Annotated in this window: 13 protein-coding genes; 10 read left to right on the forward strand and 3 right to left on the reverse strand. The window is 62.2% G+C overall.

Going from position 1 to position 12689, the window contains the following annotated elements:
• The first annotated feature begins 8 nt into the window (after window positions 1-8).
• From F8N82_RS18085 to F8N82_RS18115, 7 genes are all read left to right on the forward strand, one after another.
• Window positions 9-1151 carry an FAD-dependent monooxygenase gene (locus tag F8N82_RS18085; protein WP_038996570.1) on the forward strand — a complete coding sequence of 381 codons (1143 nt, stop codon included), beginning with the start codon at window positions 9-11 and terminating at the stop codon, window positions 1149-1151.
• Between the two features lie 9 nt (window positions 1152-1160).
• Window positions 1161-1478, forward strand: coding sequence for a hypothetical protein (locus F8N82_RS18090; RefSeq protein WP_038996571.1), 318 nt, complete (start codon window positions 1161-1163; stop codon window positions 1476-1478).
• Between the two features lies 1 nt (window position 1479).
• Complete coding sequence (locus F8N82_RS18095) at window positions 1480-1707, forward strand: recombinase-like helix-turn-helix domain-containing protein (RefSeq protein WP_038996572.1); 228 nt, start codon at window positions 1480-1482, stop codon at window positions 1705-1707.
• Window positions 1708-1727: 20 nt separating this feature from the next.
• Window positions 1728-2759 (forward strand): aromatic ring-hydroxylating oxygenase subunit alpha, encoded by a 1032-nt coding sequence (locus tag F8N82_RS18100; RefSeq protein WP_080764789.1) that lies wholly within the window; start codon window positions 1728-1730, stop codon window positions 2757-2759.
• Window positions 2759-3196, forward strand: a complete 438-nt coding sequence (locus F8N82_RS18105) for a Rid family hydrolase (protein ID WP_038996573.1) — start codon at window positions 2759-2761, stop codon at window positions 3194-3196. Before F8N82_RS18100 ends, F8N82_RS18105 begins: the two co-directional genes overlap by 1 nt.
• Window positions 3197-3199: 3 nt before the next feature.
• Window positions 3200-4159, forward strand: coding sequence for a PDR/VanB family oxidoreductase (locus F8N82_RS18110; protein WP_038996574.1), 960 nt, complete (start codon window positions 3200-3202; stop codon window positions 4157-4159).
• 490 nt (window positions 4160-4649) lie between these two features.
• Window positions 4650-5879 carry a hypothetical protein gene (locus F8N82_RS18115; RefSeq protein ID WP_038996575.1) on the forward strand — a complete coding sequence of 410 codons (1230 nt, stop codon included), beginning with the start codon at window positions 4650-4652 and terminating at the stop codon, window positions 5877-5879.
• Between the two features lie 39 nt (window positions 5880-5918).
• Here the strand turns inward: F8N82_RS18115 and F8N82_RS18120 are convergent, their stop codons facing one another.
• From F8N82_RS18120 to cysK, 3 genes are all read right to left on the reverse strand, one after another.
• On the reverse strand, window positions 5919-6809 hold the full coding sequence (locus F8N82_RS18120; protein ID WP_038996576.1) for a DMT family transporter: 891 nt from the start codon (window positions 6807-6809) through the stop codon (window positions 5919-5921).
• 369 nt (window positions 6810-7178) lie between these two features.
• Entirely contained in the window at window positions 7179-8114 is a 936-nt protein-coding gene (locus F8N82_RS18125; protein WP_038996578.1) for an aspartyl/asparaginyl beta-hydroxylase domain-containing protein, read from the reverse strand.
• A 162-nt stretch (window positions 8115-8276) separates the two neighbouring features.
• Window positions 8277-9251, reverse strand: coding sequence for a cysteine synthase A (cysK, locus tag F8N82_RS18130; RefSeq protein ID WP_038996579.1), 975 nt, complete (start codon window positions 9249-9251; stop codon window positions 8277-8279).
• 132 nt (window positions 9252-9383) lie between these two features.
• On the opposite strand from cysK, the gene F8N82_RS18135 reads away from it, so the two are divergent.
• The 3 genes from F8N82_RS18135 to F8N82_RS18145 all read left to right on the forward strand — a co-directional run bounded on the left by F8N82_RS18135 (window position 9384) and on the right by F8N82_RS18145 (window position 12636).
• On the forward strand, window positions 9384-10457 hold the full coding sequence (locus F8N82_RS18135; protein ID WP_038996580.1) for a DUF748 domain-containing protein: 1074 nt from the start codon (window positions 9384-9386) through the stop codon (window positions 10455-10457).
• Between the two features lie 138 nt (window positions 10458-10595).
• Complete coding sequence (locus F8N82_RS18140; protein WP_038996581.1) at window positions 10596-11441, forward strand: AAA family ATPase; 846 nt, start codon at window positions 10596-10598, stop codon at window positions 11439-11441.
• A gap of 16 nt (window positions 11442-11457) precedes the next feature.
• Window positions 11458-12636, forward strand: a complete 1179-nt coding sequence (locus F8N82_RS18145) for a vWA domain-containing protein (protein ID WP_038996582.1) — start codon at window positions 11458-11460, stop codon at window positions 12634-12636.
• The last annotated feature ends 53 nt before the right edge of the window (window positions 12637-12689 follow it).

The raw sequence follows: 12689 nt of genomic DNA on the forward strand, positions 1-12689 counted from the left end.
AGTTGTCCATGTCTTCGTTGAACATCGCCATCAACGGTGCCGGCATCGGCGGCCTCACCGCCGCCATCGCCCTGCGCCAGGCCGGTCACCAGGTCACGGTTTTCGAACAGTCCAAAGCCTTCCTGCGGGTCGGTGCCGACATCAACCTCACCCCCAACGCCGTGCGCGCCCTCGACGGCCTCGGCGTGGGCCCGGCCGTGCGCATTCCGGCTGCGCGCCCTACCCATCGCATCAGCCGCATGTGGGACACGGGCGAAGAGACCTCGCGCCTGGAGATGGCCGACGCCGCTGAAAGCCAGTACGGCGCACCGCAGCTGACCATCCACCGCGCCGACCTGCTGACGGCCCTGGCCGATGTGTTCCCGTTGCAGAACGTGCAGTTCGCCAAGCGCGCCGAGCAGGTGCTGCAGGATGCCGACGGCGTCGAGCTGCGCTTCAAGGACGGCAGCCACCATCGTGCCGACCTGCTGATCGGCGCCGACGGCATTCACTCGGTGGTGCGCAACGCCCTGTTCGGTGAAGAGCAGCCGCGCTTCACCGGGGTGGTCGCCTACCGCGCCGTGGTCCCGACCGAGCGTGTGGCGCATGTACCCAACATCCAGGCTTTCACCAAATGGTGGGGGCCGAACCCGCAGAGCCAGATCGTTACCTTCCCGCTGAACCAGGGCCGCGACATCTTCATCTTCGCCACCACCGCTCAGGACAGCTGGCACCTGGAATCCTGGACCACCGCCGGTGACGCCGCCGAGTTGCGCAGCCATTACCAGGACTTCCACGCCGACGCCCGGGCGCTGCTCGACGCCTGCGATGAGGTGCTGAAAACCGCACTGTACGAGCGTGACCCGCTGCCGTACTGGTCCGAAGGCGCCATCACCCTGCTCGGCGACGCCTGCCACCCGATGATGCCGTTCATGGCCCAGGGTGCTGGCCAGGCCATCGAAGATGCCGTGGTGCTGGCTCGTCATCTGCAGGGCATCACCAGCCCGGCGCAGATTGCCAGTGCCCTGCAGGGCTACCAACTGGCGCGCCTGGAGCGCACCAGCCAGATCCAGATCGGCTCACGCGGCAACCAGTGGCTCAAGGCCGGCGGCAACGCCGACTGGGTCTACGGCTACGACGCCTGGACCGTGCCCACGGCCAGCGCCGCCTGAGGCCCGACCATGAACGAGACGATGCAACTGACCGTGGTGCTCAAGCACGACCAGTCAAAGAATCTGGAACAGATCCAGGCGCACATGAAAGCGATGGGCTGGTGGGACAGCTTCCCCCCCGCCGGCGTTGAGCTGGTGTCCTGGACCGTGGCCATGGGCCTGGGCCAGATCGTCACCCTGCGCCTGCCGCCGAGCCTGCTCGGCAAGGTCAATGTGGAACTGGAGCGCGCCGCCTGGGGCGTGTTCCGCACCGAATGCTATCCGACGTACGACTTTGTCCCGGTCCGCGAAATGATCCGCGAACGGGTCCGCAATGGAGGTCAATGACATGAGCAACAAGCAACCGTACCTGGAGCCCCATCAGGCGCGCAAACGGCCCAACACTCCGTTCGAGGAGTTGCTCGGCGATTCTATCGAACGCGCCTACGGCAACGGCGTGACCCAGCTGCCCGAGCTGCTGGCGCACCTGAACCTGGCCGGGCCGCCCTGCCCCTTGACCGGCGGCGAGTGGACCGAAGACTCCTATAAAACCCTGATGGCGCGGCTGGGCGCATGACCCGCCGGAGGTAAAACAAGATGAATATGCAATTCACCGTCGATCCTGTTGAGAACCACCTGGCCAACGGCCTCAAAGACCTCTGGTTTCCTGTATTGCCCTCGGAGCTGCTTGGCGAGAAGCCGGTGTCGGTGCGCCGCCTGGGCTACAAGATCGCCCTGTGGCGCGACAACGATGGCAGCGTGCATGCTCTGGAAGACCACTGCCCGCACCGTGGCGCGCCGCTGTCCCAGGGCCCGGTGCTGGGCGACCGCCTGCAGTGCCCGTACCACGGCGTCGAAGTGCGCTGCGACGGCACCGTGACCAAGGTCCCCGGCAGCCCGGGCTGCAAGCTCGAAGGCAGCCGCCCGACGCGCATGTTCCACACCCGCGAAGCGGCCGGGGCGATCTTTTTGTTCAACGCCACCGACCCGCACCTGGACACCCCGCCGGAGCTGGTGCTGCCCGAGCAGCTGACTTCGCCCGAGTGGAGCAGCTTCCTCTGCTACACCGAGTGGCAAGGCGACTACCGTTACGTGCTCGACAACGTCATGGACCCGATGCACGGCACCTACCTGCACAAGATGTCGCACTCGATGAGCGAAGGCGAAGCCACCGCCAAATTCGTCACCCGCGACACCGAGCAGGGCTTCTTCTTCGAGAAGGAAGGCCAGCGCGGGGTCAACTTCGACTGGACCGAATTCCTCGACAACGGCTGCCACTGGCTGCGCCTGGAAATCCCCTACCCGAAGACCGGCGGCCCGGGCGGCAACTTCACCATCATCGGCAGCTACACCCCGAGCAGCCGCAGCCTGTCGGCGGTGTTCCACTGGCGCGCGCGACCGCTGACCGGCTGGCAGCGCGACACCTGGCGCTTCCTCTACAAGAACCGCCTGGAAGCCCGCCACTGGGCAGTACTGGAGCAGGACCGGGTACTGCTGGAGTTCATGGAATACGACGCCAACCAGCGTGAGAACCTCTATCAGCATGACCTGGGTGTGGTGCGCCTGCGCCGCTACCTCAAGGGCCAGGCCAAGGAGCAACTGGCGCTGATCGAAGCGAAGCAGCTGTGATGAGCCTGCCAGTGCAACGTATCCAGGCCCAGGCGTTGACCGAACTGGCCACTGCCAGTTGGTCCAACGCCCTGCTGCTTGGCACCGAACTGGTAATGTCCGGCATGACCGGCCATCCCGCCACCCGCCAGGCCGCCGAGCGCGGCGCGCCACTGGATGCCTACGCGCAGACCCTGGTAGTGCTGAACAAAGCCCGGGCCCTGGTTGAAGCGGCAGGCGGGCACATCGGCAATATCTACCGCTTGACGGTGTACCTCACCGACATTGCCGACAAGGACGAAGTCGGTCGCGCCCGCCGCGACTTCTTCGCAGGTTTCGCCTGCTACCCCACCTCCACTCTGGTTCAAGTGAGCGCCCTGGTGTTCCCGGAACTGGTGGTGGAAATCGAAGCCAGCGCCCGGCTCGACATTGACTTGCGCACTGCGCCATTGAGGTGACCGATGTCCAACTCCTCTACCATCACCGCGCTGGTGCACACCCTGCGCCACGAAGCCGAAGGCATCATCAGCGTCGAACTGCGCCCCTGGGGCGATACCGTATTCGCGCCGTTCGAAGCCGGCTCGCACATCGACCTGCACCTGCCCAACGGCCTGGTGCGCAGCTATTCGCTGCTCAACTCGCCGAGCGACCAGGGCCGTTATGTGGTCGGTATCCTGCGCGATCGCAACAGCCGCGGCGGCTCGGCGTTCGTCCATGAGCAACTGCGCGTTGGCACGCAACTGAGCATCTCGCAGCCACGCAACAACTTCGCCCTCGACCCGCACGCCAGCCACAACGTGCTGGTGGCCGGCGGCATCGGCATCACGCCGATCTACTGCATGTTTCGCCAGTTGCTGGCCCTGGGCAAATCCGCCGAGTTGATCTACTGCGCCCGCTCGCGCAAGGAAGCGGCGCTGCTGGAGGCGCTCAGCGGAGTCGATGCCAAGGTGCTGTATCACTTCAACGACGAGAAGAACGCGGTCCCGGACCTGGCGCACTACCTAGCCGGGCAGCCCAGCGATACGCACTTCTACTGCTGCGGCCCGACGCCGATGCTCGATGCGTTCGAAAGCACCTGCCAAAGCCTGGGCTATCCCCATGCCCATATCGAACGCTTCACCGCCGCCGAATTGCCGCCTTCGCAAGATGCCCAGGACAGCTACAGCGTCGAGCTGAAAAAGTCCGGCAAGACGCTGAACGTAGAGCCCGGTTTGAACCTGCTCGATGTGCTGCTCGAAGCTGGCTGCGATATCGAATATAGCTGCCGCGAGGGCGTGTGCGGCTCGTGCGAGACCCGGGTGCTGGAGGGTGATATCGACCACCGCGATGGCGTACTGACCAAGGCCGAACGGGCGGCGAACGCATCGATGATGGTCTGTGTGTCGGGCTGCAAGAGCCGGCGCATGGTGCTGGACCTGTAACTGTTGCAACACGCGCAATTGGCCGGCACCGGGTGTGCCGGCTTTTTTTTGCTCCGCTGCCGGGCCTCATCGCAGGTCAAGTCGGACCGCCGCACCGCCGCTCTCACAGGTCCGGCGGCGGCAAAACAGTCGATTACTTATTCATTGATAAAACAATCAACGCACTGTCAACGCGCGCTGTGCAGTTAAACCGCACTGCCATTGCCCACTGCTGTTACTTAAATCCCGGCCTGTTCCACCCACGGCACAACTTCATGTGTTTCAGATATAAATAATTGTTTTGCATGATATTTATCTGACAACAAACCGTTTATCCGCACTGGCACAGTTCCTGCTTTTTCCTCTCGAGTTCAAATATAAAAACAACGTACCACCTATAAAACAATAACAAACCCACCGATGCGCCACCGCTGACTTTCGCTTCACGCCTTGTTCAAGGCGGCGGACAGCTGTTGCCCACAGAAACTGCTCAACCTTGCGGGGCATTGATATGAACAAATACGTGATAAGCCTTGGCCTGATCCTCGGCAGCGCCACAAGCTTCGCTTCCGAGCCCGGCCCTGCGGCACCGGACCAGACGCCAGCGGTGAAAAAAACCTTCCCGCACATTGCCTGGCGCAGTGACGACGGCCAGAGTTCGCTGGATATCGGCGGCGCACTGCGGGTCAACTACCGCGATGAACACTGGGATACTACCGAGAATAACGGCCGCTTCCTGTTCGATACCTTCCGCCTGGATGTCCAGGCCACCCATAAGCAGCTGTTCAGCGACATCGGCTATTGGTTCCAGGACGACGGCAAGCGCTCGATCGACCGTGGTTATGTCGGCTATCGCTTCAATGCCAATTCCAACGTGCAACTGGGCGCGCCGTTCAAACCCTTTGGTCTTGAACCCTACCCGCAGTTTGGCTGGAGCTACCACATCCCGTTTTTCATGGGCTATGGCGTCAGCGCCGGCACGGGCCTGAAATACAGCTACAAGGACAAGGACTGGGACCTGCAACTGGGTTACTTCCCGCGCATGCTGCCCAGCGGCATTCGCTACTCGCCGGAAGTCGGCCGTTATAGCGATCTCGACGATAACGCCGTGGCCTTCACCCAGTCGCGCCAGGACAACGAGAAGCGCAACCAGGTCAACGCCCGGGTAGCGCGCACGTTTACCGGTGACGGCTGGAAGACTGAAATAGGCGCCTCGCTGGCGGCGGCCGAGCTGTACAACGCCACCACCCGTGACGAAGGCGACTACTGGGCAGGCGGCGTGCATGCGATCGTCAACGCCGGCAACTGGACTGTCACCAGTCAGGCGATTCGTTACGAGTACGATCCAAAGAACCCCGACGGCGTCAGCAACGACTCGGTACTGATGGGCGGCAACGGCCTGACCCCGGCCTACCTGATCGCCTCCAAGGCGACCATCGGCTCGATCAACGTCGGCTACGACATCTTCACCCCGGGCCTTGGTCAGTTGAAAAAGATCAAGGTGTACAACGACTACAGCCGCATGATGAAAGACAAAAGCGGCTGGGATGACTCGCAGATGTTTACCGTGGGCGCGCAGTTCCTGGCCATGCCGATCATGGCCTGGGTCGACTTTACCTGGGCAAAGAACGCCAACCCCTTCGGCGGCGCCGAGAACGGCACAGGCTGGACCAACACCAATTCGGTCGGCAGCAACGACTGGTACTACCGGACCAACATCAACATCGGCTACTACTTCTGAGGTCAAACCGCCCGGCGTGCTGCCGGGCGGTTTGTACAGCTAGTCAGCTTGCAGCTGCGCCTGCACGGCAGCGGGCTTGCGGAACACGAACAGCAGGCCAACGACGATCAGGCCCATGCCCAACAGGCTCAGTGCCGCCAGGCGGTTGCCGAAGATCAGGTAGTCCATCACCGCAGTAACCGCCGGCACCAGGTAGAACAGGCTGGTGACATTGACCAGGTTGCCCTTGGCAATCAGCCGGTACAGCAGCAAGGTCGCCAGCAACGACACCACCAGGCCCATCCACAGCAAGGCGCCGATGAAGCTGTCGGTCAGCTCCACCTGCAGCGGCTGAAACGGCGCGAACACCGCACACATCAACAGCCCGGCCAGGTATTGCAGCGGCAGGGTGCCCATGGGGTTGCTGGTGATGCGCTTTTGCATGATCGAACCGAAGGTCATGCTCATCAGCGCCAGCAAGGCAAACAGCATCCCGGCCAGCGATACACCGCCGAGGTTGATGCCCTGGTAGACCACCATGATCAAACCGCTCAAGCCCAGGCCCAGGCCGAACAGCCGGCTCCAGGAACGCTGGCGCTCCATCAGCACCACGGTGAGGATCGGTTGCACGCCCATGACCGTGGCCATGACCCCGGGGGTAACGTGAGTGTTGAGCGCCAGCAGGTAGAAAATCTGATAGGCGCCCAGCAGCACGCAACCGGTAGCCAGGGCTTGCAGCACCGCCGGGCGCGTGCGCGGCCAGTGCAGCTTGAGCAACGGGCTGAGCAACAGCAAGCCGGCCAGGGCCAGGGCCGAACGCAGCAACAGGAAGGCAAACGGGCTGGCGTGGGCCAGGCCCAGCTTGGAGACGATCGCCCCGCTACTCCAGAGCAGGACGAACAGGCTGGTAGTGGCCGCCGAGGCCACGGATTGTTTCGATAGAACAGACATGAATGCCACCTGTATTCGGGCAGATAAGCCGAACGGTGCTACCCGCGAGGGGCAGCCAACCGTATTCAGTAGGGTGCAGGTGTGTGGGGACGCAGCGATTGACCGCTTAGCCCAGCACTACCACCGCTGGCGGTGCGACGACGCACACGACCACGCTACTGACAGGTGGTGGGTAGTGACTGATCATGGCCGGCTGCTGGCTCCCGCGCACAACGACAACCGCGTCAGGCGCGGTAGCGAATACGGTGGATGGGCAGGAAGCTGGCATGAGCAGGTCTTCGGTGAGGTGAAGTGGGGGTGACTATAGACCAGCCTGTTTCAGGCTGGCAAGTCGGTGCCGGCGATGGGCCGCAAAGCGGCCCCAAACAGTCAGAACAACCAGCGATACAGCAGGTAGGCAACCACCACCGCCAGCACCGGACGCAACACCCGGTAGGCCTTGGGATTGGCACGCTTGAACTGCTTGACCCGGCTGCTGATGACATTGCTGAAACGCTTGCTCCAGGCATAGGCCTGGTTGATCCCGCCGACGCGCTCGTCGTCAGTGTTCTGCGGCGCGGTAGCGCGGCCGAGGAAGGCACTGACCTTGCGGTTGATGCGGGTCATCAGCGGGCTGTTGAGCGGTCGCTCGACGTCGCAGAAGAGGATCACCCGGGTGGTTTCGGTTTCGTTCTTGACCCAGTGCACGTAGGTCTCGTCGAACATCACGTCTTCACCGTCACGCCAGGCATAGACCTGGCCATCGACGTAGATCCGGCAGTCGTCGGAGTTGGGCGTAGACAGCCCCAGGTGATAGCGCAGGGAACCGGCGAACGGGTCACGGTGCGGGTTCAGGTGGCTGCCACCGGGCAGCAAGGCGAACATCGCGCCCTTGACGTTGGGGATGCTGTTGACCAGCTCGACGGTCTTGGGGCACAGCGCCTCGGCCGAAGGCAGCGGCTTGTCGTACCACTTCAGGTAAAAACGCTTCCAGCCCTTCTTGAAGAACGAACCGAAACCGGCGTCGTTGTCTTTTTCGGCGGCGCGGATGTAACCCTCGTCGAACAGGTGCATGGCCTCTTCGCGGATCACCTCCCAGTTGTCCTTGAGCACGTCGAGCTCGGGGAAACGGCTGCGGTCCAGGTACGGCTTGGACGGCACACCGGAAAACAGATACATCAGGGCGTTATAAGGGGCGAACAGCGCCGAATGGTTGACGAACTGGCGCAACATTGGCAAACGCGCCTTGCCGCGCAGGTGCACATACAGCGTGCTGCCGAAAAACAGCAGCAGTACACCTGCCTTGGCGACAAAGGAAAAGGTCATGCAACACTCCTTGGAATTTCGATCAGGCTATCGCTGCCAGATTAATCGAGCATGATAAACCGAAGCGGCCCCGGTAAAAACCTGTGGGGCCGGTAATCAGTGTTAAGGATTGTGCAACAAACAGCGGCGCCGAACATTGCGCCGGATCAGCGCCGCCGTGGTTTACTGCTGGTTTTCCTGCTCGGTGAACAGGTCGGCGAAGAGCATGCTCGACAGGTAACGCTCGCCGGAATCCGGCAGGATCACGACGATGGTCTTGCCCTGCATCTCCGGTTTCTCGGCCAGGCGCACCGCCGCTGCCATGGCGGCGCCGGAGGAAATCCCGCAGAGGATGCCCTCCTCCTGCATCAGGCGCAGGGCCATGGCCTTGGACTCCTCGTCGCTGACCAACTCGACCTGGTCGACCATCGACATATCGAGGTTCTTCGGCACGAAACCGGCGCCAATACCCTGGATCTTGTGCGGGCTGGGCTTGATCTCTTCACCGGCACGGGCCTGGGTAATGACTGGCGAGCCGATAGGCTCGACTGCAACCGAGAGGATCGCCTTGCCCTGGGTCTGCTTGATGTAGCGCGACACCCCGGTAATGGTGCCGCCGGTGCCGACACCGGCCACCAGCACATCGACTGCGCCGTCGGTGTCATTCCAGATTTCCGGGCCGGTGGTTTTCTCGTGGATCGCCGGGTTGGCCGGGTTCTCGAACTGGCCGGGCAGGAAGTACGCCGAAGGGTCGCTGGCAACAATCTCACTGGCCTTTTCGATCGCGCCTTTCATGCCTTTGGCAGGCTCGGTAAGCACCAGTTCCGCGCCCAAGGCCTTGAGTACTTTGCGCCGTTCGATGCTCATCGACGCCGGCATGGTCAGCAGCAGCTTGTAACCACGGGCAGCGGCGACGAAGGCCAGGCCGATGCCGGTGTTGCCCGAGGTCGGTTCGACGATGGTCATGCCCGGTTTGAGTTTGCCACTGCTTTCGGCGTCCCAGATCATGTTTGCGCCGATCCGGCACTTGACCGAGTAACCGGGGTTGCGCCCCTCGATCTTGGCCAGCACGGTGACGCCGCGGGGGGCGATGCGGTTGATCTGCACCAGCGGCGTATTGCCGATGGAATGCGCGTTGTCAGCAAAGATACGGCTCATGGCGAGGGTCCTTTTATGCACCGAGGCGGAAAACTTCAAGGGTAAGCCTGCAATGCCAGTGCGTCCACAACCGGCGAACCCCTGGGGCTGACAGGGGTCAACCGATCACTACCTAGCCGGGAACCGCCGCCGATGAAACGCCGCTACCGCTGGCCCTTGTGGGGGCTTTTGACTGTCGCCCTGTTACTGCTGGCCCTGCACCTGACCCTACCGGTGCTCGTGCGCAACTACCTCAACGACAAGCTGGCCGACATGGGCGACTACCGCGGGCAGATCACCGATGTCGACCTGGCGCTGTGGCGCGGCGCCTACAAGATCAACGGCCTGAACATCATCAAGACCACCGGCAAGGTACCGGTACCTTTTCTCGAAGCGCCGTTGATCGACCTGTCGGTCAGCTGGCATTCGCTGTGGCATGACCAGGCGGTGGTCGCCGAGGTGACCTTCCTCAAGCCACAGCTGAACTTCGTCGACGGCGCCAGCAAGCAGACCTCGCAAACAGGTCAAGGCACCGACTGGCGCCAGCAGCTGGAAAAACTGCTGCCGATTACCCTCAACGAAGTGCGCATCGACGACGGCACCTTGAGCTTTCGCAACTTCAACTCCAAGCCGCCGGTCAACCTCAAGGCTACCCAACTCAACGCCAGTATCCGCAACCTGACCAACGTCGAGGATCGCAAGGGCCGGCGCGATGCCACCTTCGACGGCAAGGCCCGCCTGTTGGGCGATGCCAGCGTCGAAAGCAGTGCCACCTTCGACCCTTTCAGCGACTTCGACGACTTCAAGTTCCGCCTGCGCGCCACCGGCATCGAACTGCGCCGGCTCAACGACTTTGCCAGCGCCTACGGCAAGTTCGACTTCAATGCCGGCCACGGCGACCTGGTGATTGAGGCCCAAGCGCAACAAGGCAGGCTTACCGGCTACATCAAACCGCTACTGCGCGATGTCGATGTGTTCAACTGGCAGCAAGACGTGGAAAGCCAGGACAAGGGCTTTTTCCGCTCGATCTGGGAAGCGCTGGTCGGCGGCAGTGAAACCGTGCTGAAAAACCAGGGCAAGAACCAGTTTGCCACCCGCGTGGAACTCAGCGGCAGCGTGCGCAAAAGCAATATCAGCGCCTTCGAGGCGTTTTTGCAGATTCTGCGCAATGGCTTCGTCCAGGCCTTCAACGCACGTTACGAGCAAACGCCGCCCAAGGCTGACTGAGTCACCGAGTGACGGTCCATTCAGAGACTGAATGGGCCGTCTGCGTTCCCACTCGCCCGAAGCCCGCGTTATAGTCGTGCATGACAATTTTTCCGCCAGGGGCCATGTACCCCCGGCGCTACGTTAGAGGATCGGTTCATGAAGTTCGAAGGCACCAGCGCTTATGTCGCTACAGACGACCTGAAACTGGCGGTCAACGCGGCGATCACCCTGGAGCGGCCGCTGCTGGTCAAGGGCGAGCCGGGCACCGGCAAGACCATGCTCGCCGAACAGCTGGCTGAATCCTTTGGCGCCAAGCTGATCACCTGGCACATCAAGTCGACCACCAAGGCCCACCAGGGCCTCTACGAGTACGATGCGGTCAGCCGCCTGCGCGACTCGCAACTGGGTGTCGACAAAGTGCATGACGTGCGCAACTACCTGAAGAAAGGCAAGCTCTGGGAGGCTTTCGAGTCCGAAGAGCGGGTCATTCTGCTGATCGACGAAATCGACAAGGCCGACATCGAGTTCCCCAACGACCTGTTGCAGGAACTGGACAAGATGGAGTTCTACGTTTACGAGACCGACGAGACGATCAAGGCCAAGCAGCGCCCGATCATCATCATTACCTCGAACAACGAAAAGGAACTGCCCGACGCCTTCCTGCGCCGCTGCTTCTTCCACTACATTGCCTTCCCTGACCGCACCACCCTGCAGCAGATCGTCGATGTGCATTACCCGAACATCAAGAAAGACCTGGTCAGCGAAGCGCTCGACGTGTTCTTCGACGTGCGCAAAGTACCGGGCCTGAAGAAAAAGCCGTCCACCTCCGAGCTGGTCGACTGGCTCAAGCTGCTGATGGCCGACAACATCGGCGAAGCGGTGCTGCGCGAGCGCGATCCAACCAAGGCCATCCCGCCGCTGGCCGGGGCCTTGGTCAAGAACGAACAGGACGTGCAGTTGCTCGAGCGCCTGGCCTTCATGAGCCGTCGCGGTAACCGCTGAGCCGGGAGCAATAGCCATGCTGCTCAATCTGTTCAATGAAATGCGCGCGGCCAAGGTGCCGGTGTCAGTACGCGAACTGCTTGATTTGCTCAATGCCCTCAAGCAGCGCGTGACCTTTGCCGACATGGACGAGTTCTACTACTTGTCGCGGGCCATCCTGGTCAAGGACGAGCGCCATTTCGACAAGTTCGACCGGGCGTTTTCGGCCTACTTCAAGGGCCTGGAAAACCTCGACCGGCACCTGGAAGCCTTGATTCCCGAAGACTGGCTGCGCAAGGAGTTCGAGCGTTCGCTGAGCGACGAAGAGCGCGCACAGATCCAGTCCCTGGGCGGGCTCGACAAGCTGATCGAAGAGTTCAAGAAACGCCTGGAAGAGCAAAAGGAACGCCATGCCGGTGGCAACCGATGGATCGGCACCGGCGGCACCAGCCCATTCGGCTCGGGCGGCTTCAACCCCGAGGGCATCCGCGTCGGCGATGCCGGCAAGCGCCAGGGCAAGGCGGTCAAGGTCTGGGACCAACGCGAGTACAAGAACCTCGACGATCAGGTCGAGCTGGGCACACGCAACATCAAGCTGGCCCTGCGCCGGCTGCGCAAGTTTGCCCGTCAGGGTGCGGCCGAAGAGCTGGACATCGACGGCACCATCGACCACACCGCGCGCGATGCCGGTCTGCTCAACATCCAGATGCGCCCGGAGCGGCGCAACAACGTCAAGTTGCTGCTGTTGTTCGACATCGGCGGCTCGATGGACGCCCACGTGAAGACCTGCGAAGAGCTGTTCTCGGCCTGCAAGACCGAGTTCAAGCACCTGGAGTACTACTACTTCCACAACTTCGTCTACGAGTCGGTGTGGAAGAACAACCTGCGCCGCACCGGCGAGCGCACCTCGACCCTGGACCTGCTGCACAAGTACGGCGCCGACTACAAGGTAGTGTTCGTCGGTGACGCGGCCATGGCGCCCTACGAGATTACCCAGCCGGGCGGCAGCGTCGAGCACTGGAACGAGGAAGCCGGATACGTGTGGATGCAGCGCTTCATGGAGAAGTACAAGAAGCTCATCTGGATCAACCCGTACCCCAAGGACACCTGGGGCTATACGGCGTCGACCAATATCGTTCGCGAGCTGGTCGAGGACCGGATGTTTCCGCTGACCTTGCGCGGGTTGGAAGAAGGGATGCGGTTTTTGTCCAAGTGAAGCATCGTGGGGCAAGCCCGCTCCTACCCCCTGTAGGAGCGGGCTTGCCCCGC

The organism is Pseudomonas fluorescens, assembly GCF_902497775.2.
Taxonomy (GTDB): domain Bacteria; phylum Pseudomonadota; class Gammaproteobacteria; order Pseudomonadales; family Pseudomonadaceae; genus Aquipseudomonas; species Aquipseudomonas putida_F.